Source organism: Micromonospora sp. NPDC048894 (genome assembly GCF_040649765.1).
GTDB lineage: Bacteria > Actinomycetota > Actinomycetes > Mycobacteriales > Micromonosporaceae > Micromonospora > Micromonospora antibiotica.
In genome coordinates this window covers 70,058-91,061 of record NZ_JBEZFY010000002.1, presented here as the reverse complement: position 1 = coordinate 91,061, position 21,004 = coordinate 70,058, and the positions used below count along the sequence as shown (strand labels likewise).

Sequence of the window (21,004 nt, the reverse complement as noted above, 5' to 3'; positions counted from 1 at the left end):
ATTCTTTCACTACAACAGGTAGTGGATTACGTGCGATCCGGTGACCGCTACGGTGCCGGCATGCTTACTGGCGAGGAGAAGTTCGTTCGTCGCGGGCACGTCCGGCTGTGGACCGAGCGTTTCGGCCACCCGGACCACCCCACCGTCCTATTGATCATGGGCACGTCCACCCAGGGCATCGGCTGGCCCGACGAGCTGGTGGAGGCACTGGTGGACAGTGGCCGGCAGGTGATCCGCTTCGATCACCGTGACACCGGCCGTTCCGACTCCGTCGATTTCACGGCGCACCCCTACGCGCTCGCCGACCTGGCGGCCGACGCGGCAGGTGTCCTGGACGGTCACGGCGTCACCGCCGCGCACGTCGTGGGGACGTCGCTGGGCGCGGCGATCGGGCAGTGGCTCGCCCTGCACCAGGCGTCACGGGTCCGCACGCTGACGGCGATGGCCTCCTCTCCGATGGGAAACAACCCCGGTCCGGCGTGGGCGCGGGCGATGGCGGGCCAACCGCCTGCGGCTGATGAACTCCCGCCGCCGACGGCGTGGTTCCTCGGCCATCTGATGGACGCGGCGAAGGCGCCCCGCGCGACGGCCCGTCAACGCGTGGACGCCGACGTGCGGACCTGGCGGGTGCTCAACGGTAGTGTCCTGCCCTTCGACGAGCCGGCTGCGCGGCGGTTCGTCGAGCACTGTCACCAGCGGGCCGACAACCTCGCTGCCGCCGCGAACCACGATCTGGCCGGCCGGCGCTGGGACCACGACCGGCGGGCGGCGCTGTCTGGCATCACGGCCGCGACGTTGGTCCTGCACGGCAGCGACGACCCGCTGTTCCCGCCGGCCCACGGTGAGGCCGTCGCGGCGCAGATCCCCACCGCGCGGCTGGAGATCGTGCCCGGGATGGGCCACCACCCGTTCTTCTCGCCCGGGCTCACCGAACGGATCGCCGGCTCGATCATCCGCCACACGAGCTGAGTCGGCCCACCCCGCACCCGGGCCACGGCCCGGCACGGATCCTGCGTGGCCCGGGTGCGGTCGGTCCCGGCGGGAGCCACCGTGGTGACCATCCGGAGGGAGGACGTCCGGATGGTCACCCACCCACCTCTGCATTAATTAACGGATTACCAGTAATGAAAAACCAGCAATTGGATCAGCCAAAACGGGCATAACGGTGTAGCACCATAATGACTGTTCTGTTGTTTCCCGGTCCAGGTGCAGGGGTTGGCTATCCGCTGCGGTTGTCCTGCCCCGACGGGCACCGCCGCTACGCCGGTCCGGTCAGCGGCGGATCGATCGCCTCGGGGGTCACCGGGGTGAAGAAGTTGACCATGTTGCCGTCGGGGTCGCGGAAGAGCAGGGCGCGGTCACCCCACGGCATGGTCGTGGGACCGGACAGCCGCCTGGCCGTGGGGGCGGTAGCCTGCGCCGATGCCGGTCAGGGACTTTCACCAGGACGACTGGCCTGCGGTTCGGGCGATCGTCGAAGCCGTCGTCGCCGCAGGCGACACCTTTCCGTACGACCCCCGGTGGTCGACCGAGGCGCTGCGCGACGTCTGGGTGGAGCGTCCGCCCGGTCGGACCACGGTCGCCGTGGTGGGGAACCGGGTGCTGGGCACCGCGAAGATGGGCCCGAACCGGCCAGGCCCCGGCCGGCACGTCGCCACCGCCAGCTTCATGGTGGCCCGCAACGCCCGGGGGCGGGGGGTCGGTCGCGCCTTGGCCGAGGAGGCTCTCGACTGGGCACGCGACCAGGGCTACGCGGCAATGCAGTTCAACGCGGTGGTCGAGGGAAACGACGCTGCCGAGCGGCTGTACCGGCGGCTGGGGTTCACCGTGGTCGGCACCGTGCCGGCGGCCTTCGACCATCCGACCCGGGGGAGGGTCGGGCTGCACGTCATGCACCGCTTCCTCTGAACGGCGGTGCGGTTGGCCCTCGGTCCGGGTGCCAGGATGGGGCGATGAGCGACGAGCCGATCGACCTGGTGTCCGCGCTGGCCTCCTTCGACCAGTTGTGGAGCCCGCGCATCGTCACCCGGGTCAACGACTATGACGTGCGGGTGGCGAAGGTGGCCGGGGAGCACGTGTGGCACACCCACGACCACACCGACGAGTTCTTCCTGGTGCTCGACGGCGAACTGCGCATCGGGCTGCGGGAGGACGCCGGCGAGCGGACGGTGGTGTTGCCGCGCGGCGCGGTGTACGTGGTGCCGCGCGGGGTGGCGCACCGTCCGTCCGCTCCCGACGGGGCGTCGATCCTGATGTTCGAACCGTCGGGGACGTCCAGTGTGGGGGACCGGCACGACGAGGTGCCCGCGCACGTGGACGCCACCACCGGCCACGCCCTCTGAGCCGGACGACTCCCACCCGGCTGTCGGACCTGGGGTGTCCGGGAGCGGGCGACGCCTACGCCAATTGGTGTAGGGAGTACGCGGTGGGCGTCGACCACTGTGACATCCGCGGGACGAAGCGGCACAGGACGGGACTTCCCTAGCGTCGGGGCATCCCCGATCGAGGAGGCCCCATGTTCCGCTCCGACCCGGTCAGCACCTCGTCGCCATCCCGTGGAGCGCGGCGGATCCCGCCGGCCACGGTGCCGCGCCCGCCGCGTACCGGCCGCCGGATCGCCGTGGACATCGCCGCGGGTGGGCTGGTCCTGCCGCTGGTCGGCTTCGCCGTGGCCGATCTGATCAACCCGGATTGGAGTCCGGTCGAGACGATGATCAGCCACTACGTACACGCTCCGCACGGTGGGTGGTTGGTGCCGCTCGGCACGCTGAGCATGGCCGTCGCCTCCGGGACGCTGACGTGGCTGGCTGCCGGGTACACCCGGGGTGGCCGCACCGGCCTGGCGCTGCTCGGGGTCTGGACCGTCGGCCTGCTGGTCGCCGGGGTGTTCCCCACCGACCCGCCCGGCCAGTGGGACCAGCCGCCGAGCATCGCCGGCACGCTGCACGGGATCGCCGCGCTGCTCGCCTTCACGACGCTGCCCGTAGCCGCGGCCGTGCTGAGCCGGGTGTGGCGTCGGGATCCCCGGTGGCGTCCGGTCGCCGGTGGGCTGGCCGTCACGGCGGCGTCGTCGGTGGTCACCTGCGCACTGTTCATGATCACGTTCTTCGACGTGATGGGTGGTCCGTCCCTGGCGGTCGGCGCGTGGTCGACCGTCACCGGTCTGGCCGAGCGGGTGATGGTGTGGTCCTAGGTCATCGATGGATCGCTCCTGCGCCGCGCTGCCCGGGAGCGGGACGGGGTTGCCGCGTCGGGCCGTCACCGTGGTCCTGGCCGTGCTGACTCTGGTCGCCGTGCCGACCGCCACCGCGCTCGCCGGTGGCAGCGTGACCCTGTACGGCGTCCTTCCGCTTGCCGGGACGCTCGCCGTCCTGGTGGTGCTCCGTCGGCGGTGGCCCGTCGCCGCGCTGCTCACGGCGGTGGCGGCGATGGCGGCGATGAGGGGCGCCGCTCTGGTGGAGGTGGGCTGGATCTGGCCTGCCACCGTGCTGGTCGCCCACGCTGTCATGATCGGACGCATCGGCGGGGTGGTCGGGACCGGCGTCGTCGTCCTGGCCTATGCCGCCGGGTGGGAGTGGACGGTGCTCGGGCACAGCCCGGATCTGGTTGTCGCCCGGGTCGGTGGCGAGGCGCTCTGGCTGGCTCTCGTGGTGGCGGTCGGTGTCGCGTACCGCAACCGGCGCGGCTGGCAGCAGGAACTGGCCGCCCGGGTGAGGCAGTCCGCCTACGAACGCGACCTCGACGCCCGGCGTCGGCGGGCGGGCGGAGGAACGGATACGCATCGCGCACGAGCTGCATGACGTGGTCTCGCACACCCTCGCCGTCGTCGGGGTCCACCTCAACGTGGCCCTGGACACGCTGGAGTCCGCGCCCGACGAGGCCAGGGACGCGCTCCAGCTCGCCCAGGACGTGCGCGGCAGGGCGATGGCCGACCTGCGGGCCCTGGTCGACGTGTTACGCGACGGGTCCACGGCGACCATCGAGTCACCGGCGGCCCAGTTGGACGGGCTGGCCGGCCTGGTCGCGCAGGTGCGGGCCGCCGGGATCGACGTGGAACTGCAGGAGACGGGCGACCGGGCGGCGGTGCCCGCCCCGGTGGCGCTGGCCAGCTACCGGATCGTGCAGGAGGCGTTGACCAACACCGTCCGCCACGCTGCGGCCACCCGAGCCGTGGTGACGCTGTGCTACGAACCGGCACAGGTCACTATCACCGTCACCGACAACGGCACGCCGGTCGAGTGCGACCGGCCGGCCACCACCGGCGATCCGGTCCATCTCGGGACCAGCCGGCCGGCCGGCGAACCCGGCAGCCCGGACACCGCCGGGCACGGCATCGCCGGAATGCAGGAACGGGTCCGTGCGCTCGGCGGCCTGCTACGGGTCGGTCCCGCCGCCGGAGCCGGGTTCACGGTCCAGGCATCGATTCCGGTGGCCAGGTGACCATGGCGATCTCCGTACTGCTCGCCGACGACCAGCACCTGGTGCGGGCCGGGTTCCGCAGCCTGCTCAAGCGGGACCGTGACATCACCGTCCTCGGTGAGGCGTCCACCGGCGACGAGGCGGTCCGCACCACCCGGGCACTACGGCCCGACGTGGTGCTGATGGACATCCGGATGCCGGGTATGGACGGCATCACGGCCACCCGCCAGATCGTCGCCGACCCGCAGTTGCGCGGCTGCCGGGTGGTCATCCTCACCACCTTCGAAACCGACGAGTACGTCTTCACCGCCCTGGCGGCGGGGGCAAGCGGGTTCCTCACCAAGGACGTCGACCCGGACGGCCTGCGCCGGGCCGTCCGGGTCGTGGCGGCCGGCGAGGCGCTGCTCTCCCCGAGCGTCACCCGCCGCGTGGTCGCGCAACTCGCCCACCGGCCGGCGGCCGGCACCGGCGGGGTGCCGCTCGCGGCGCTCACCGCGCGCGAACGGGAGATCGTCCGGCTGGTGGCGACGGGCCTGTCCAATGACGCCATCGCCGGTCACCTCGTGATCAGCCCGCTGACGGTGAAGACCCACGTCACCCGGGCCATCGCCAAGCTCGGCGTCCGCGACCGGGTCCAACTGGTGATCCTGGCGTACGAGACCGGGCTGGTCCGTCCGGGCGAGGCCGCCGCGCCCACCGGACAGGCACCGTCCGACGGTTGACGCCGGCGCAGCGGGGTCGCGTCACCCCGAGCGGGCGGTGGTGCGACGGCGGCGGCGGGACCGGTGGATGGTCGGCCATCTTCGGGTTGACGGGCGCGCCGCGACGCGGTAAATACTGAAGTACGAGTTGAGTCGACCTGACTCAACTCAAGGACCTTCGGCCCGAGGAAACCGAGGAGGCACGACCATGCTGATGCGTACCGACCCCTTCCGTGAGATCGACCGGCTCGCCGAGCAGCTCTTCGGCACCACCAGCCGCCCCGCCGTGATGCACCTGGACGCCTGGCGCGACGGCGACCACTTCCACGCGGCGTTCGACCTGCCCGGGGTGGACCCGGACAGCATCGACTGCACCGTGGAGCGCAACGTGCTGACCGTCCGCGCGCAGCGCCGCCGGGCCACCACCGACACCGTCGAGCTGGTCGCCGCCGAACGCCCGATGGGCACCTTCTCCCGGCAGCTGTTCCTCGGCGACACCCTCGACACCGACCGGCTGGAAGCCACCTACGAGCACGGGGTGCTGACGCTGCGCATCCCGATCGCGGAGCGGGCCAAGCCGCGCCGGGTTCCCGTCACCGCCAGTAACGGGCGCAAGCAGCTCACCGCCTGATCGCCACCGCTGCTGTGGGGCCCGGCCCGGCCCCACAGCAGCGGTGCACCGGCGCGCCTCACGGTGAATCCCCACCGAGGCTGAGAGTCTTTTTCGCATGCTGCGTCCCGACGTCCCCGTCCTGCCCCGCGCCTCGGCCCGCCCGGCGCTCACCGGCACACCGGTCGACTTCACCGAGGCGTGGTTGCGTAACCGTCGGTTATCGGCGCACACCCGCGACGCGTACCGGCGCGACATCGCCGGCTGGCTCACCTGGTGCGCCGCCGGGGACCTGGACCCGTTGCGGGCCAACTTCCTCGACGTCAACGCCTACGCCCGGCAGTTGGAGGCGACCCCGTCGGCGCGCAGCGGGCGGCCGTTGACCCCGGCCACCGTCGCCCGGAAACTCTCCGCGCTGTCCAGCTGGTACGAATTCCTGGTCAAACTGCGGGCGGTGGACGCCAACCCGGTCGCCGGCGCCGACCGGCCACGCATCGACCGGGACCACTCGGCAACCGTGGGGCTCACCCCGCAGGAGGTCGACGCCCTGCTCGCCGCCGCCGACACCGACACCGGCCCGACCGCCGCCCGCAACCGGGCCGCCGTCGCCCTGCTGGCCGACCTCGGCCTACGCGTCGGTGAGCTGGTCTCGCTCGACCTGACCGATCTCGGGGCCGAGCGCGGGCACCGCAGCGTCCGGTTCGTCGGCAAGGGCGGCAAGGCCCGCCGTCGCGCGCTCACCCCCGGCACCGCCCACGCGGTCGACGCCTACCTCGCCGACCGGGCGGCGACCGCGGGGGTGAGCGTGGACGCGTTGACCGGTCCGCTGCTGGCCACCGCCACCGGTGGCCGCCTCGACCGGCACTCGGTGTTCCGGCTGGTGCGCCGGTTGGCCGAGACCGCCGGCATCGCGGCGGCGGCGAAGCTGTCCCCGCACTCGCTGCGGCACGCCTTCGCCACCACCGCCCGCGAGGAGGGGGTGCCGTTGGAGGACGTCCAGGACGCGATGGGACACGCCGACCCACGGACCACCCGCCGCTACGACCGGGACCGGCACAACCTCGACCGGGACCCGGCGTACGTCATCTGGGCGGCCCGGGCGCGGCGGCGCAGCTGAGAAAACCGATTGACGGAGTAAGCGCTCACTCCCGAGCCTGGTGTCATGACGGCACCCGGGGGACGTCGGCGGCGCGCGCCGGCCATGAGCGCCGACCGACGTCGCGCCATGATCGTGCAGACGGCCCTGCCGCTGTTGACCCGCCGGGGCACCGCCCTGACCACCGCCGAGGTGGCCCGGGCCGCCGGGATCGGCGAGGCGACGGTGTTCCGCGCCTTCGCCGACAAGCAGGCCCTGCTCGACGCCTGCGTCGCCGAGGTCCTGCGACCTGACGCGCTGCTCGACCGGTTGACCCGCATCGACCGGGAACAGGCCCTCACCGACCGACTCACCGAGGCCGCCACGGTGATCCACGCTCACCTGGCCCGACTGGGTGCGGTGCTGGGCGCCCTGCACGCCGCCGGCCGGTCCCGCCAGACCCCACCGCCGACCGGCGCGGCGGTGGGGGCGGTCCGGTCGGCGGTGGCCGCGCTGTTCACCCCCGACGCCGACCGGTTGCGGCTGCCGGCCGACCGGCTCGCCGACCTCTTCCTCGGCCTGCTGTCCCCACCCGGGCCGCTGGGCACCACACCGCCGTCGACCACGGCACTGGTCGACCTGTTCCTGCACGGCGCACTCACCCACCCCGACGGCCACTGACCCCCGGCCGTCGCGGTCGGCGGGGCCTCGTGGTCAGCAGAGCAGGTCGAGGTGGTGGTGGGCGTCGGCGGAGATGTCCTCGTGCCGCAGCCACCGCCGGGCCCACAACCGGGCGGCCACCTCGGCCTGCCCGTCACCCCAGGCGGCGTGTTCGACCAGCAACGCCGTGGCCAGCGCGTACGCCATCCGCAGGGCGAGACTACGCGCGCCGGCCAGCACCGCCACCGCAGCCGGTTCGGCGGTGACCTCACCCAGGGTGTCCCGCAGCTCCCCGACGACCGTGGCGAGGGTGTCCGCCAGTGCCGGGGACAACGGTCGGGCCAGGTCCACCGCCCCGGCCAACCGACGCAGCAGCGGTGCGCCGGCGTCCTCCCGGGTGACCGCGCGCAGCACGTCCAGGGCCAACACGTTCGTGGTGCCCTCCCAGATCGGCAGCACCTGGGCGTCGCGCAGCAACCTCGGCACCCCGGTGTCCTCGACGTAACCGGCCCCGCCGAACGCCTCCCCGTACTCGGCGGCACTGGCCACGGCCAGCCGACCGGTGGCCAGCTTCGCCAACGGCGCGACCACCCGCAGCTCGGCGGCAGCCTGCGGATCACCACCGACCTCCACCCGGCCGAGCAACGCGAACGCATGCCCGGCCAGGGCGAACGCGCCCGCCGCGTCGACCGCCAACGCACCGAGGGTGGCCCGGTGCAGGGGGTTGTCCAGCAACGACCCACCCGCGACGTGCCGGCCGCGCGCGTACGCCAGCGCGTAGGCCAGACCCCGCCGCATCCCCGACGCGGCGGCCGAGGCGTTGTGCACCCGGGTCACCACCACCAGGGTCATCGCCCGCACCAGGCCCGGCACCACCGGGTCACCCAACGGCAACGCGTACGCGTCACGCAACCCGATCTCGGCGGTCGGCAACGCCCGGGTGCCCAACTTGTCCTTCAGCCGGTGCACCACCACCCCCGGTGCGGGGTGGTGCGCGGCGGCGGTGCTCCCCGCCAGCGGCGAGTCGGCGGCGTACCGGGGCACCAGGAACGGGGCGAGGACCCGGCTGCCCCGCCCGGCGCCCTCCGGCCGGGCCAACGCCACCGCCACCGTCGCGTCGGCCGCCGAGCAGAACCACTTCTCCCCGGTCAGCCGCCACGACCCGTCGGCGGCCGGCCGCCCCAGCGTGCTGGTGCCGGACAGGTCGGAACCGCCCTGCGACTCGGTCATCCACTGCCCGCTGACGATCGCCGTGTCCGGGTCGGTGGCGATCAACCGGGGCAGCCAGGCGTCACGGACCTGCACGTCGACGTCGGGGCTGCTCAGCAGCGCCGCCGCCCCGTCGGCCATCGCCACCGGGCAGGAGAACGTGGCCGACTCCGGCCCGTACAGGTGCAGCAGGGCGTGCTGGACGACGCGGGCGGCGGCCCCCCACCTGCCACGCGCCGACTCCAGGTAGGGCAACGCGACCACGGCGTGCCGGGCGGCGGCGGCCCGCTGCGCCTGCCAGCCGACGCTGGTGTCGATCCGGTCGACGCGGGCACCCCACGGGTCGTAACGCACCAGCGTCGGCGGGTGGGCCTCGGCGTCGGCGTGCGCGGCCCGCAACGGCCCGACCACGTCGGCGGCCAGCGCGGTCAGCTGGTCCTGCGCGGCGGCGTGCCCGGCCGGCCCGAGCTGCCGGGTCAACCACGACCGCAGCAACCCGTCCCCGGCGTACGGGTCGTCGATGTCCGTCACCGGCTGCACGTAACGGCTCATCCGTCGCTCCTTCACCAGGGGTGTGCGCCGACGGTAGACGATCGGCGCGGCGGCGCGACAGGGGCGAAGCGGCTGCGCGGCACCGCCCCGCCCGCATACCGTCGCAGGTGATGGGTGTGGAACAGGCGTGGACCCGACCGGCGCGGCGGCACCGCCCGGTGCGCACCGGGCTGTTCCTGGGTGGCCTCGCCACCGGCCTGTGCCTGGTCGGGGTGGCCGGGCTGGGCGTGTGGAACGCGCAGGTCGTGGTGGGCGCGACCGGCCCGGTGCGGGAGACCGCCGACGGGTTCTTCCGGGAGTTGTCCGCGGGGCAGGTGGAGCAGGCCTACCGCCGGTTGTGCGCGCAGACCCGGGGCCGGTGGAGCGAGATCGGTTTCGCCGGGTGGGTCCGCACCCCACCGGTGGTCACCGGCTACGAGATCCTCGACGTGTCGGTACGCACCAAGGGGGGTCGGCCCGCCGGTGAGGTGGCGGTGCGGGTCACCCGCGACGGTGGGGCCGCCGAGCAGCGTCAACTGCCGGTGGTGAAGGAGGACGGCAGGTGGCGGGTCTGCGGGGACCCGTACTGAACCCGTCCGCTCAGGCCCGGGGGCCGAGATCGCCGGAGCGGTAGTGCCGACGGCACAGCACCTGGTAGCGCACGTCGGCGGTGTCGACGGTGTCCCCGATGACGACCTGCGCCCCCTCACGGACCACCCGGCCGGCGACGACCCGGGCGTTGAGCAGGCCCTCCCGGCCGCACCAGCACAGCACCTCCACCTGGATGCGGGCCACCTCGTCGGCGAGTTCGAACAACCGCCGGGCGGCCGGGAACAGGCAGGACCGGAAGTCGGTGGCCAGGCCGAAGGCGTACACGTCGACGTCGTAGCCGTCGACCAGCTCGGCCATCTGCTCGACGTGCGCCACGTCGTAGAACGACGCCTCGTCGCAGATCAGGTAGTCGATGCGGACCCCCTCGGCCCAGGTGTCGCGGACCAGGGCCCGCAGGTCCAACTCGTCGGTCACCTCCACCGCCGTGTGGGCCAACCCGATGCGGGTGGTCACCTGCGGGCCCAACGACCTGTCGATGCGGGTGGTGACCAGCCCCCGCCGCCCCTGCCGGGCGTGGTTGTAGTTCATCTGCAACGCCATCGTCGACTTGCCGCAGTCCATCGGACCCCAGAAGAACTTCAACGCGGCGGCGTGCAACGGGCGGCCGTCGACGCCCCGCGCGGCGGCGCAGCCGGCCCCGCCGTCATCCGGGCCGGGAAGCGGGCGGGCCAGGCAGGTAGGGGTGGCAGCGGCGTCGTCGGTCACGTCGGGGCAGCCTAGCCCATCGGCACGGGTGGATCGGGCCGATGGTCAGAGCACCCGGGGCGGGGTGTTGCCGGCGGCGATGATGGCCCGGCGCATCGGCACCGCCGCCAACAACGCGAACCCGACCACGAAGAAGATCAGCAACGACACCAGACCCACCCGGTAGGAGGAGGTGAGCTGGAAGACCAACCCGAACGCCAGTGGGCCGAGCCAACTGGTGCCCTTGTCGCTGATCTCGTAGAACCCGTAGTACTCGCCCTCCTTGCCGGCGGGGATGAGCTGGCTGAACAGCGACCGGCTCAACGCCTGGCTGCCGCCGAGGACCAGACCGATCGCCCCACCGAGGATCATGAACGGCAGCGGCGCCTCGGCGGGCAACCGGAACGCCCCGATGATCACCCCGGTCCACAGCACCAGCGACAGCAGCACCGTCTTCCACGCGCCGATGCGCCGGGCCAACGCCCCCAACGCCAACGCCCCACCGAAGGCGAGGAACTGCACCAGCAGGATCGTCACGATCAGGGTGCTCTGCCCCAGCCGCAGCTCCTCGGTGCCGTACTGGCTGGCCAGGGTGATCACCGTCTGGATGCCGTCGTTGTAGACCAGGAACGCCAGCAGGAAGTACAACGTCAACGGGTACGCCTTGACCTCCCGCAAGGTCCGCCCCAGCTGCCGGAACCCGTCGGTGACGACGTTGCGGCCCGCACCGCGTACCGCCTCGACGGTGGGATGGTCGCGCAGCCACCGCAACGGCACCAGGGTGAACACCGCCCACCACACCCCGGCCGACACGATCGACCAGCGCGCCAGGTCCAGGGTGCGCTGCGGGTTGTCGTCCTCGCTGAGCAGCGTGACCGCCACCAGGTTCAACGCCAGCAGCACACCACCACCGAGGTAACCGATCGCCCAGCCGCGACTGGACACGGCGTCACGTTCGTCGGGGCCGGCGAGCTGCGGCAGGAACGAGTTGTACACCACCACCGCCGCCCCGAAGGCGATGTTGGCGACCAGGAACAACACCCCACCGAGCAGGTACCGCTCGCCGGTGACCAACGCCATCGCGACGGTCGCCCCGGCCCCGGTGAACGCCGCCCCGGCCAGCAGCCGCTTCTTGTGCAGGGTCCGGTCGGCGATCGCCCCCACCACGGGCAGCACGAACACGGTCAGGAACACCGACAACGAGATCAGGTACGGGTAGTACGAGCCGGCGGCGATCCGGATGCCCAACGGGTGCACGTACCCGTCGCAGCTGTCCGCGCCGAGTTCGCAGCCGGCCGCCAACTCGGTGACGGTGGTGAGGAACGGGCCGAGGAAGACCGTGATGACGGTCGTCTGGAAGGCCGAGTTGGCCCAGTCGTACAGGTACCAGCCACGCCGTTCCCGGCGCAGACCCGCCGGGGCGTCGACGGCGGTGGGGGTGGTGACCGGGTCGGCCATCATGGTCCTCGGGGCTCAGGCGGCCCAGTGGCCGCGGCTGCGGTAGACGTCGCGCAGCACGCCGACGTGATCGGTCATGATGCCATCCACACCACGATCCAGTAAGTCGTGCATCTGGGCAGGTTCGTCGATCGTCCAGACGTGCACCTGCAACCCCGACCGGTGGCAGTAGGCCAGGAACCGGCGGTCGACCACCGGCACCCCGCCGTAGCGGGGCGGCACCTGCACCGCCACCACCGACTCCGGCAGCCGCACCGGCCGGCCGTGCCGCGACGCCCACCACAGCCGGGCCACCCCCCGCATGCCCAGCCCGGTGGCGACCCGCCCTGCGGTGGCCGCCCGCAACCGGGCCAGCCGGGCGTCACTGAACGACGCCAGCAGCACCCGGTCGGCCGCGCCGGCCCGGGTCACCGCCGCCACCGCCGGGGCGACCCCACCGTCGGCCTTGACGTCGATGTTGAACCGGACCTGCGGCCACCCGGCCAGCACCTCGTCGAGCCGGGGTACGACCGTCGCACCGCCGACCCGCACCGACGCCAGGTCGGCCCAGCGCAGGTCGGCGATGCGTCCCCGCTGCCCGGTGACCCGGTGCAGGGTGGCGTCGTGGAAGACCACGCACACCCCGTCGGCGGTGGCGTGCACGTCGGTCTCCACGTACCGGTAGCCCAGGTCGACGGCCCGGGTGAACGCGGCGACGGTGTTCTCGTCTCCGTCGGCGGCACCCCCACGGTGGGCGAAGGCCAGCGGGGCGGGGGCGTCCAGGAAACCGGGACGGATCAGCACGCAACGCAGTATGCCCGTCCGCGGCGACCCCCGGGTGGCCGACCGGCAACGTGTTCCGTGGGTGGCGGGTCAGCTGACGGTGGGGCGGCGGTGGACCCGGCTGGTGTCGACGGGGCGGCCCGGGTCGACGTGCCGGGGCCGGTCGGGTTCGTCGGCGCGCAGCGGGGCCAGGGTGTCGGTGATGGCGTCGATGATCCGGTCGGTGCCCCGGCGGGCCGCACCGGGTGCGGTGGGGGAGAGGTCCCGCAGGTCCAGCGGCGCACCGAAGCGGACCCGGATGACCGGGCGGTGCACCAGCGCCCGGGCCAGCGCCCGCAGCATCCCCCGGGGCGCCCGGTAGGGCAGCACCTCGTGCGACCCCCACTGGGCGACGGGCACCACCGGGGCGGCGCAGGCCATGGCGAGGCGGGCGGTGCCGGTCTTGCCGCGTTCGGGCCACATGCCGGGGTCCAGGCCGATGCGTCCCTCCGGGTAGACCAGCACCACCGACCCGGCGGTGACCGCGGCGGCGGCGTCGTCGAGCGCCCGGCGTACGCCGGTGGTGCCCCGGTCGACGCGCAGGTGCCCGGCGTGGCGCATCAGCGCGCCGAGGCCCGGGGTGCGGAACAGCCCGCCGGTGGCCATGAAGCGGGGTGCCATGCCCCGGGCGCGGCAGGCGGCGCCCAGCACGATGGGGTCGAAGGGGCTGATGTGGTTGGCGGCCAGGATCAGTGGTCCCCGGCGCAGGTGCGCGGGGACGTCCCCGCTGACCTCCAGCCGGGCGAACAGGGCGACGACCAGCCGGGCGAACAGTTGGGCGGCACGCCAGAACAGGGGTGGCTGCCAGCCGGGGGGCGGGGTGTCCATCAGTCGCCGATGGTCGCACGGGTGTGGGGGAGGGCCGGACCCGGGTCGTGCGGCCTGTGGTGATCAGGGTCATTGGTCCCGGGCCGGATCGGGACCCCCGGCCCTGCCACCCGAGCTACGACACGCAGTAGTATTTACTACGTCTCGTAGTATTAACGGCAGGGGGATCTCGGTGGACGCGTTGGACGTCGCCCGCTGGCAGTTCGGTGTCACCACCGTCTACCACTTTCTCTTCGTACCACTGACCATCGGACTGTCCGTCCTGGTTGCCATCCTCCAGACCCGCTGGCACCGCACCGGCGACGAGAAATACCTCAAACTCACCAAGTTCTACGGCAAACTCTTCCTGATCAACTTCGCCATGGGCGTCGTCACCGGCATCGTGCAGGAATTCCAGTTCGGCATGAACTGGTCCGACTACTCCCGCTTCGTCGGCGACATCTTCGGCGCACCCCTGGCCATCGAAGCCCTCGTCGCCTTCTTCCTCGAATCCACCTTCATCGGCCTGTGGATCTTCGGCTGGGACCGGCTCCCCAAACGCCTGCACCTGGCCAGCATCTGGGCCGCCGCCATCGGCACCAACCTGTCCGCCTACTTCATCCTCGCCGCCAACTCGTTCATGCAGAACCCCGTCGGCTACCGCTTCAACCCCGACACCGGACGCGCCGAACTCACCGACTTCGTCGCCGTCCTCACCAACAAGGTCGCCCTGATCACCTTCCCGCACACCCTCGCCGGCGCCTTCCTCGTCGCCGGCTCCCTCGTCACCACCGTCGGCCTCTGGCACCTCATGCGCCACCGCACCAGCCCCGACACCGACGCCTACCGGTACGCCACCCGCTTCGGCGCCTGGGTCGTCCTGATCTCCTCCACCCTGGTCCTGCTCACCGGCGACATCCAAGGCAAGATCATGACCCAGGTGCAGCCGATGAAGATGGCCGCCGCCGAGGGCCTCTACACCACCGAGAGCCCCGCCTCGTTCTCCGTACTCACCATCGGCAGCCTCGACGGCAGCCGCGAGGTCTTCGCCCTCAAGATCCCCTACCTGCTGTCCTACCTCGGCACCGGCGACCCCAACGGCACCGTCCACGGCATCAACGACCTCCAGGCCCAGTACGCCAGCCAGTACGGCCCCGGCAGCTACACCCCGATCATCCCGGTCACCTACTGGAGCTTCCGCTTCATGATCGGCTTCGGACTCGCCGCCGCCGCCATCGCCCTGCTCATCCTCTGGACCCAACGCAAAGGCCGCACCCCCACCAACCGCTGGCTGCTGCGCGCCGGCCTGATCATGCCCGCCCTGCCGCTACTCGCGAACTCCTTCGGCTGGATCTTCACCGAGATGGGCCGCCAACCCTGGATCGTCTTCGGCGAAATGCTCACCCGCGACGGCGTCTCCCGCAGCGTCTCCCTCACCGAAGTCCTCACCTCCTTCACCGCCTTCACCCTCATCTACGCCGTCCTCGCCGTCATCGAATTCAAACTCCTCATCCGCTACGCCCGCGCCGGCGTACCCGACGTCACCCCCACCCCCGACGACACCGACGACGCCGAGCGCCCGCTCGCCTTCGCCTACTGACCCGGAGCCCCACCGTGGAACTCACCACCATCTGGTTTCTCCTCGTCGCCGTGCTCTTCACCGGCTACTTCATCCTCGAAGGCTTCGACTTCGGCGTCGGCATGCTCCTGCCCATCCTCGGCCGCGACGACCGGCAACGCCGCGTCCTCATCAACACCATCGGCCCCGTCTGGGACGGCAACGAGGTCTGGCTCATCACCGCCGGCGGCGCCATGTTCGCCGCCTTCCCCGAGTGGTACGCCACCCTCTTCTCCGGCTTCTACCTGCCCCTGCTACTCATCCTGCTCGCCCTCATCGCCCGCGGCGTCGCCTTCGAATACCGCCACAAACGCCCCGAAGCCTCCTGGAAACGCCGCTGGGACCACGCCATCTTCTGGGGCTCCGCCATCCCCGCCCTACTCTGGGGCGTCGCCTTCGCCAACATCTTCCGCGGCGTACCCCTCGACGCCGACCACGAATACGTCGGCGGCCTGATCGACCTGCTGCACCCCTACGCCCTGCTCGGCGGCCTCACCACCCTCGGCCTGTTCCTCACCCACGGTGCCGTCTTCCTCGCCCTCAAGACCACCGGCGACATCCGCCACCGCGCCGGCACCCTCGCCGTCCGACTCGGCGCCGGCACCGCCGTCGTCGCCGTCGCCTTCCTCACCTGGACCCTCACCATCCGCTCCAACCCGGCCGCCGTCGTCCTCGCCGCCGGCGCCGCCCTCGCCCTGATCGGCGCACTCGCCGCCGCCCGGGTACGCCGCGAAGGCTGGGCCTTCACCGGCACCGCCGTCGCCATCGCCCTCGCCGTGGCCACCCTCTTCACCGCCCTGTTCCCCAACGTCATGCCCTCGACCCTGGACCCCGCCGGCACCCTCACCGCCACCAACGCCGCCTCCACCCCCTACACCCTGAAAATCATGACCTGGGTGGCGGTGATCTTCACCCCGATCGTCCTCGCCTACCAAGGTTGGACCTACTGGGTGTTCCGCAAGCGAATCGGGGTACAGAACATCCCGCAACACTGAAAGACGCGCGAGGGGCGCGGGGACGCGGGGCCGGGGCGAGGGGGTCGCACCGGCCCCGCAACGCGCCCCGGCACAAACCGATCGCCACCCCACCCACCCACCGCTATCGTCGCCCGCATGCACCACACCCCCCACGTCCGGGAACTCACCGACGACGACGCCACCGCCGCCTGGCACCTCGGCCGCACCGCCTTCGGCTCCGACCCGCAACCCCCACCACCACCCACCACCACCCCCGGCACCACCCGCTACGGCGCGTTCGACCACACCGGCCGCCTCATCGGCAAAGCCGTCGACCTGCACCACGACCAGTGGTGGGACGGCCACACCGTCGCCGCCGCCGACATCGCCAGCGTCGCCGTCACCCCCGAAGCCCGCGGCCGGGGCGTCGCCCGCGCCCTACTCACCACCCTGCTGCGCGGCGCACACGACCGGGGCGCCGCCATCAGCGCACTCTTCCCCACCGTCGCCGCCCCCTACCGGGCCTGCGGCTGGGAAACCGCCGGCACCCTACGCACCGTCGACCTACCCACCGCCCTGCTCACCCGCCACCAGCCCAGCCCACACCTCACCGTCCGCCCCGGCACCCCCGCCGACCTCACCGCCGTCGACGAACTACACACCCACACCACCCGACACCGCCGCGGCCTACTCGCCCGCACCGGCCCCCTGCACGAACACCACCGCGCCCGCCACACCACCGCCAACACCCTGCCCTACGACGGCCTCACCCTCGTCGAACACCACGGCCACCTCGTCGGCTACGCCGGCTGGAACCGCCGCGACGGCTACGGCGACCAGGGCACCCTCACCATCGAAGACCTCACCGCCACCACCGCCGACGCCGCCCGCGAACTCGTCGGCATCCTCGCCAGCTGGCACAGCGTCGCCCCCACCCTGCGCCTCACCCTGCCGTCCGGCGACCCCCTCACCCCCCACCTGCCCGTGGAGAAGGCCCGCGAACACGAACAGGACACCTGGATGCACCGCCCCGTCGACGTCACCCGCGCCATCCGCGACCGGGGCTGGCCGGCACACCTGCACGGCACCACCACCTTCACCCTCGACGACCCCCTCGCCGACTGGAACACCGGCACCTGGCACCTGGAGATCACCAACGGCGACGCCGACCTACGCCGCACCACCACCCCCGCCGACCTGCACCTCACCGTGCGCGGCTTCGCCCTGCTCTACACCGGCGCCGCCACCGCCCGCACCATCGCCCAGGCCGGCCTGCTGCACCACCCCACCGGCACCGACCCCGCCCCCCTCGACCTGCTCGCCGCCGCCGGCCCCGCCCAACTCGGCGACTACTTCTGACCCCCACAGGTTCCGGCACCCACCGCGCGACCGGCCACAACGCCCCCACCGCACCACACCGGCCGCTACACCACCCCGGCACACGCACCCACCCGCGCCGCGGTGACGCCCCGACCGCCGCAACAGCCGCCGGGCCGCCCACCACGAACCAACCTCAACGGGCCTCGCGCAACTCCGCCAACCGCGCCTCGATCTCCGCCAACTCCGCCCGCAACTTCTCCGCCTGCTGCTCCGCCTCCGACCGCTCCGCCGACAGGATCTGCTCCACCGCCTCCTGCACCCCCGGCACATCCACCAGCGCCACCATCCGCAACGCCTCCGCCGGCTTGACCACGTACGGCTTCGCCAACGCCTTCGCCCCCTGCTGCGCCGCCACCGTCCACTCACCGTCGGCGTACGCCAACGTCACCGTCAACCCCGCCGGACCCTTCGGCTTCGCCACCTTCGCCGGCCGACGCGCCGCCGGCTTCTCCACCACCGGCTCCGGCTTCGACTCCACCCTCGACTCCTCCCGCCGCTGCACCGGCACCCGGGGGGTGTCCAGCACGAACTCCGGCTCCGCCTTCGCCGTCGACTCCACCTGCTCCACCACCGGCTCCGCCTTCGCCTCCACCACCCGACGACCCGCCCCCCGCGGCGCCACCGCCACATCGGCGGGGGAGAAGGGCAACTCGTCGCGCCCGAACCGCACCACCACGAACTCGTCGGACACCGCCGGATCGGTCAGCTCCACCACCTGACCCACCTGACCGGCGATCTGCCCCGCCGACGCGGTGAACACCACCTTCGGCTTGCGCCCCGCCGTCAACGCCTCCCGGATGCCGCGTACCTCGTCATCGGACAAACCCTGGCCCACCATCACAACCCTCTTTCGTACACGTGTGTCATTCCTGCCTTGATACCAGTCGACGGCGACATCCGGAAGATCAACCCCCCAGCACCCGCAACGCCTCGTCGGCGTGCTCGTTCATCCCCAACTCGCTGTGCACCACCGCCAGCACCCGCCGATCCACCCCGATCACGAACGTCATCCGCCGGGTGCTCAACGGCCCCAACGGCAACCGCCGCCGCACCCCGAAGGCCTGCGCCACCACACCCTCGACATCCGACAACAACGGATAGTCGAACCCGTGCAACCGGGAGAACTCAGCCTGCTTCGCCACCGGATCCCGACTGATCCCCACCCGCTGCGCACCCACCGCCGCGAACTCCGCCGCCAGATCCCGGAAATGGCAACTCTCCGCCGTGCACCCCCGGGTCATCGCCGCCGGATAGAAGAACAACACCACCGGCCCCGACGCCAACAACTCCGACAACCGCCGCGGCGTACCCGTCTGATCCGGCAGCTCGAAATCCTCCACCAGATCGCCGACACTCACACCCACCACACACCTCCACCGGTCCGTCCGAAACGCGGTGAGCGTAAGCGATCGACCCACCAACCCACCCACCACCGCACCGCAACCCGTGCACCCCGCCCACCCGCGGTACCGTCGGCCCACCGCACGCCAGGCCCACAGGGGGAGTACCGCATTGACTCCGGTCACCATCATCACCGGCGGCAGCCGCGGCATCGGCGCCGCCACCGCCCGCCGACTCGCCACCGAAGGCCACCACCTCGTCATCGGCTACCGCCGCGACCACGCCGCCGCGGCCACCGTCACCGCCGACATCCACCGCCTCGGCCGCCGCGCCGTCGCCGTCCCCGCCGACACCACCGACCCGACCCACATCGACCGCCTCTTCACCGCCGCCGCCGACCTCGGCCCCCTCACCGCCCTGGTCAACAACGCCGGTGTCACCAGCCCCATCGGCCCCTTCACCGACCTGCGCCCCGACGACCTGCGCCGGGTCGTCGACGTCAACCTCATCGGCTACGTCCTCTGCGCCCAACAGGCCGCCCGCCGACTCACCTCCGGCGGAGCCATCGTCAACATCTCCTCCGCCGCCGCCACCCTCGGCAGCCCGGGGGAGTACGTCCACTACGCCGCCGTCAAAGCCGCCACCGACACCCTCACCATCGGTCTGGCCAAGGAACTCGCCCCCCGCGGCATCCGGGTCAACGCCGTCGCCCCCGGCATCATCCGCACCGACATCCACGCCGACTCCGGCGTACCCGACCGACCCGACACCGCCGCCGGGCGCATCCCACTGGGCCGCGCCGGCGAGCCCGACGAGGTCGCCGGCGCCGTCGCCTGGCTGCTCGGCCCCGACGCCACCTACACCACGGGCACCGTGCTGCGCGTCGCCGGCGGCCTGTAGCCGGCCCGGGTGCTCGCCCAGGGGCACGGAAAGGGACTTGCGCACCCGACGCAGGCAGCTAATGCTACATCCGTAGCATTTAAGGAGAGCTGATGTCACCACTTGAGACAGCGCCGCACCGCGAGGTGGCCCTGCCACCGGGCTGGGCCCCGTATGCCGTGACCGGGGACACCACCGGGAACCTGTGGATGACACTGGTGACCCCGCCGGGACTCGCGCGATTCGATCCCGCGGACACCGCCACCGGCGGTGGGGCCACCTCCGCGGTGCGCCACGAACGCCTCCCACACAGCCACGGCCATCCGATGCAGCTGACCGTCGCCCCCGACGGCGCGCTCTGGTGCACCAGCACCGACGACCGGCTCAGCCGCCGAGACCTCCACGGCGACCACACGGTGATCGACCTGGCACCCGGCTCAGCGCCCTACGGCATCGCCGCCGCACCGGACGGGGAGGTCTGGTTCACCGCACCCGGGCTCAACCAGATCGGCAGGATCGTCACCACATCGGGGGACATCACCATGCTCGACCTGCCGATTCCCGACGCGCGGGCGGCGATGCTCACCGTCGACGACGCGGGACGACCGTGGGTCGCGCTCAACGCTGCCGGCGCCCTCGCCTACGTGCACGACGGCGCGGTACGGACCGTCGAACTACCCGGCGGCCGGGCACCGGCCGCACCGGTCGGCATCGCCGCCTGCGCCACGGGGATCTGGTACGCGGACATCGCCGGCGGCTGCGTCGGCAGGGTCGACTCGTCCGGCTCGACAGAGAAGATCAGCTTCGCCGACCCCGCCTGTCGGCCCCACGCCGTCGCGGCCGACACCGACGGCGGATGCTGGGTCACCCTCTGGGGCACCGCCCAGTTGGCCCGGATCACCGCGGACGCAGACGTGACCCTCCACCAGTTGCCCGGGCGGGAACCGCACGGCCTGTGGGTCGAGGACCGCCTGGTGTGGGTGGCGATGGAGAGCGGATCCCTGGTCGCGGTCGAGAAGGGAAACAGCGCGACCCGCTGACCCGACGCCGAGACGGACACCGCGCCCGGCCCGCCGATCTCCCTGGTTCCTCTCCGGAACCGCACGGCGACGCACCCGTCGCACACTGCCGGGCCGACCGACGCTGCGCTGCGGGCCACCGGGCTGAACGCCGAACGGTCGTCGACCTGCCGGGCCGACCCCTCTCCAAGAATTCGATAATGCACATTATGTAAAGTTGACCGGATCGGGGCGCTCCTCCCAT

Annotated in this window: 24 protein-coding genes; 16 read left to right on the top strand and 8 right to left on the bottom strand. The window is 72.3% G+C overall.

Features of this window, described 5'->3' with window-relative positions:
• Positions 1–21 precede the first annotated feature (21 nt).
• The gene (locus tag AB0C22_RS04350; RefSeq protein WP_357533441.1) at positions 22–969 is read left to right on the top strand and encodes an alpha/beta hydrolase; all 948 of its coding nucleotides are present in this window, start codon (positions 22–24) and stop codon (positions 967–969) included.
• A 289-nt stretch (positions 970–1,258) separates the two neighbouring features.
• On the opposite strand, the gene AB0C22_RS04345 is transcribed toward AB0C22_RS04350, so the two are convergent.
• Positions 1,259–1,390 (bottom strand): VOC family protein, encoded by a 132-nt coding sequence (locus AB0C22_RS04345; protein ID WP_357534014.1) that lies wholly within the window; start codon positions 1,388–1,390, stop codon positions 1,259–1,261.
• A gap of 32 nt (positions 1,391–1,422) precedes the next feature.
• On the opposite strand from AB0C22_RS04345, the gene AB0C22_RS04340 reads away from it, so the two are divergent.
• The 9 genes from AB0C22_RS04340 (at position 1,423) to AB0C22_RS04300 (ending at position 7,486) form a co-directional block, all read left to right on the top strand.
• Entirely contained in the window at positions 1,423–1,908 is a 486-nt protein-coding gene (locus tag AB0C22_RS04340) for a GNAT family N-acetyltransferase (RefSeq protein WP_219462014.1), read from the top strand.
• Between the two features lie 44 nt (positions 1,909–1,952).
• Positions 1,953–2,342: a cupin domain-containing protein gene (locus AB0C22_RS04335; protein ID WP_219462016.1), complete on the top strand. Its 390-nt coding sequence runs from the start codon at positions 1,953–1,955 to the stop codon at positions 2,340–2,342.
• Between the two features lie 173 nt (positions 2,343–2,515).
• The gene (locus AB0C22_RS04330) at positions 2,516–3,193 is read left to right on the top strand and encodes a DUF998 domain-containing protein (protein ID WP_219462018.1); all 678 of its coding nucleotides are present in this window, start codon (positions 2,516–2,518) and stop codon (positions 3,191–3,193) included.
• Positions 3,194–3,200: 7 nt separating this feature from the next.
• Positions 3,201–3,800, top strand: a complete 600-nt coding sequence (locus tag AB0C22_RS04325) for a hypothetical protein (RefSeq protein WP_255597579.1) — start codon at positions 3,201–3,203, stop codon at positions 3,798–3,800.
• A 1-nt stretch (position 3,801) separates the two neighbouring features.
• Positions 3,802–4,440, top strand: coding sequence for an ATP-binding protein (locus AB0C22_RS04320; protein ID WP_308290742.1), 639 nt, complete (start codon positions 3,802–3,804; stop codon positions 4,438–4,440).
• A gap of 2 nt (positions 4,441–4,442) precedes the next feature.
• On the top strand, positions 4,443–5,141 hold the full coding sequence (locus AB0C22_RS04315) for a response regulator transcription factor (protein WP_219462020.1): 699 nt from the start codon (positions 4,443–4,445) through the stop codon (positions 5,139–5,141).
• Between the two features lie 187 nt (positions 5,142–5,328).
• Entirely contained in the window at positions 5,329–5,751 is a 423-nt protein-coding gene (locus AB0C22_RS04310; protein ID WP_219462022.1) for an Hsp20/alpha crystallin family protein, read from the top strand.
• 97 nt (positions 5,752–5,848) lie between these two features.
• Positions 5,849–6,847, top strand: a complete 999-nt coding sequence (locus AB0C22_RS04305) for a tyrosine-type recombinase/integrase (protein ID WP_219462024.1) — start codon at positions 5,849–5,851, stop codon at positions 6,845–6,847.
• A 108-nt stretch (positions 6,848–6,955) separates the two neighbouring features.
• The gene (locus tag AB0C22_RS04300) at positions 6,956–7,486 is read left to right on the top strand and encodes a TetR/AcrR family transcriptional regulator (protein WP_255597580.1); all 531 of its coding nucleotides are present in this window, start codon (positions 6,956–6,958) and stop codon (positions 7,484–7,486) included.
• A gap of 33 nt (positions 7,487–7,519) precedes the next feature.
• Here AB0C22_RS04300 and AB0C22_RS04295 read toward each other — a convergent pair whose 3' ends face one another.
• Positions 7,520–9,226: an acyl-CoA dehydrogenase family protein gene (locus AB0C22_RS04295; RefSeq protein WP_219462028.1), complete on the bottom strand. Its 1,707-nt coding sequence runs from the start codon at positions 9,224–9,226 to the stop codon at positions 7,520–7,522.
• Between the two features lie 110 nt (positions 9,227–9,336).
• Here AB0C22_RS04295 and AB0C22_RS04290 point away from each other — a divergent pair, with 110 nt between their 5' ends.
• A complete protein-coding gene (locus tag AB0C22_RS04290; protein WP_219462031.1) occupies positions 9,337–9,795 on the top strand; it encodes a hypothetical protein in 459 nt (152 codons plus the stop codon).
• 10 nt (positions 9,796–9,805) lie between these two features.
• On the opposite strand, the gene AB0C22_RS04285 is transcribed toward AB0C22_RS04290, so the two are convergent.
• The 4 genes from AB0C22_RS04285 to AB0C22_RS04270 form a co-directional block, all read right to left on the bottom strand.
• Positions 9,806–10,522, bottom strand: coding sequence for a thymidine kinase (locus AB0C22_RS04285; RefSeq protein WP_208565933.1), 717 nt, complete (start codon positions 10,520–10,522; stop codon positions 9,806–9,808).
• Between the two features lie 45 nt (positions 10,523–10,567).
• On the bottom strand, positions 10,568–11,959 hold the full coding sequence (locus tag AB0C22_RS04280) for an MFS transporter (RefSeq protein ID WP_219462033.1): 1,392 nt from the start codon (positions 11,957–11,959) through the stop codon (positions 10,568–10,570).
• A gap of 15 nt (positions 11,960–11,974) precedes the next feature.
• The gene (locus AB0C22_RS04275) at positions 11,975–12,742 is read right to left on the bottom strand and encodes a glycerophosphodiester phosphodiesterase (RefSeq protein WP_219462035.1); all 768 of its coding nucleotides are present in this window, start codon (positions 12,740–12,742) and stop codon (positions 11,975–11,977) included.
• A 69-nt stretch (positions 12,743–12,811) separates the two neighbouring features.
• Complete coding sequence (locus tag AB0C22_RS04270; RefSeq protein ID WP_219462036.1) at positions 12,812–13,588, bottom strand: lysophospholipid acyltransferase family protein; 777 nt, start codon at positions 13,586–13,588, stop codon at positions 12,812–12,814.
• Positions 13,589–13,760: 172 nt separating this feature from the next.
• On the opposite strand from AB0C22_RS04270, the gene AB0C22_RS04265 reads away from it, so the two are divergent.
• From AB0C22_RS04265 to AB0C22_RS04255, 3 genes are all read left to right on the top strand, one after another.
• Positions 13,761–15,167, top strand: a complete 1,407-nt coding sequence (locus tag AB0C22_RS04265) for a cytochrome ubiquinol oxidase subunit I (RefSeq protein ID WP_208565929.1) — start codon at positions 13,761–13,763, stop codon at positions 15,165–15,167.
• 14 nt (positions 15,168–15,181) lie between these two features.
• Positions 15,182–16,180 carry a cytochrome d ubiquinol oxidase subunit II gene (cydB, locus tag AB0C22_RS04260; RefSeq protein ID WP_357533434.1) on the top strand — a complete coding sequence of 333 codons (999 nt, stop codon included), beginning with the start codon at positions 15,182–15,184 and terminating at the stop codon, positions 16,178–16,180.
• 117 nt (positions 16,181–16,297) lie between these two features.
• Positions 16,298–17,500, top strand: coding sequence for a GNAT family N-acetyltransferase (locus AB0C22_RS04255; protein ID WP_357533432.1), 1,203 nt, complete (start codon positions 16,298–16,300; stop codon positions 17,498–17,500).
• Positions 17,501–17,654: 154 nt separating this feature from the next.
• Here the strand turns inward: AB0C22_RS04255 and AB0C22_RS04250 are convergent, their stop codons facing one another.
• Positions 17,655–18,359: a hypothetical protein gene (locus AB0C22_RS04250; protein ID WP_208565926.1), complete on the bottom strand. Its 705-nt coding sequence runs from the start codon at positions 18,357–18,359 to the stop codon at positions 17,655–17,657.
• A gap of 67 nt (positions 18,360–18,426) precedes the next feature.
• On the bottom strand, positions 18,427–18,885 hold the full coding sequence (locus tag AB0C22_RS04245) for a peroxiredoxin (RefSeq protein WP_308290743.1): 459 nt from the start codon (positions 18,883–18,885) through the stop codon (positions 18,427–18,429).
• Between the two features lie 148 nt (positions 18,886–19,033).
• Here AB0C22_RS04245 and AB0C22_RS04240 point away from each other — a divergent pair, with 148 nt between their 5' ends.
• Together AB0C22_RS04240 and AB0C22_RS04235 are read left to right on the top strand one after the other, a co-directional pair.
• Positions 19,034–19,762 carry an SDR family oxidoreductase gene (locus AB0C22_RS04240; RefSeq protein ID WP_219462046.1) on the top strand — a complete coding sequence of 243 codons (729 nt, stop codon included), beginning with the start codon at positions 19,034–19,036 and terminating at the stop codon, positions 19,760–19,762.
• A gap of 92 nt (positions 19,763–19,854) precedes the next feature.
• Positions 19,855–20,781: a hydrolase gene (locus AB0C22_RS04235; RefSeq protein WP_219462048.1), complete on the top strand. Its 927-nt coding sequence runs from the start codon at positions 19,855–19,857 to the stop codon at positions 20,779–20,781.
• The last annotated feature ends 223 nt before the right edge of the window (positions 20,782–21,004 follow it).

Coding starts and splice junctions, on each gene's coding strand:
- AB0C22_RS04315 (WP_219462020.1), top strand. CDS start 4,443: ATGGCGATCTCCGTACTGCTCGCCGACGACCAGCACCTGGTGCGGGCC.
- AB0C22_RS04330 (WP_219462018.1), top strand. CDS start 2,516: ATGTTCCGCTCCGACCCGGTCAGCACCTCGTCGCCATCCCGTGGAGCG.
- AB0C22_RS04325 (WP_255597579.1), top strand. CDS start 3,201: ATGGATCGCTCCTGCGCCGCGCTGCCCGGGAGCGGGACGGGGTTGCCG.
- AB0C22_RS04305 (WP_219462024.1), top strand. CDS start 5,849: ATGCTGCGTCCCGACGTCCCCGTCCTGCCCCGCGCCTCGGCCCGCCCG.
- AB0C22_RS04340 (WP_219462014.1), top strand. CDS start 1,423: ATGCCGGTCAGGGACTTTCACCAGGACGACTGGCCTGCGGTTCGGGCG.
- AB0C22_RS04250 (WP_208565926.1), bottom strand. CDS start 18,359: ATGGTGGGCCAGGGTTTGTCCGATGACGAGGTACGCGGCATCCGGGAG.
- AB0C22_RS04300 (WP_255597580.1), top strand. CDS start 6,956: ATGATCGTGCAGACGGCCCTGCCGCTGTTGACCCGCCGGGGCACCGCC.
- AB0C22_RS04235 (WP_219462048.1), top strand. CDS start 19,855: ATGTCACCACTTGAGACAGCGCCGCACCGCGAGGTGGCCCTGCCACCG.
- AB0C22_RS04295 (WP_219462028.1), bottom strand. CDS start 9,226: ATGAGCCGTTACGTGCAGCCGGTGACGGACATCGACGACCCGTACGCC.
- AB0C22_RS04280 (WP_219462033.1), bottom strand. CDS start 11,959: ATGGCCGACCCGGTCACCACCCCCACCGCCGTCGACGCCCCGGCGGGT.
- AB0C22_RS04310 (WP_219462022.1), top strand. CDS start 5,329: ATGCTGATGCGTACCGACCCCTTCCGTGAGATCGACCGGCTCGCCGAG.
- AB0C22_RS04255 (WP_357533432.1), top strand. CDS start 16,298: ATGCACCACACCCCCCACGTCCGGGAACTCACCGACGACGACGCCACC.
- AB0C22_RS04335 (WP_219462016.1), top strand. CDS start 1,953: ATGAGCGACGAGCCGATCGACCTGGTGTCCGCGCTGGCCTCCTTCGAC.
- AB0C22_RS04290 (WP_219462031.1), top strand. CDS start 9,337: ATGGGTGTGGAACAGGCGTGGACCCGACCGGCGCGGCGGCACCGCCCG.
- AB0C22_RS04270 (WP_219462036.1), bottom strand. CDS start 13,588: ATGGACACCCCGCCCCCCGGCTGGCAGCCACCCCTGTTCTGGCGTGCC.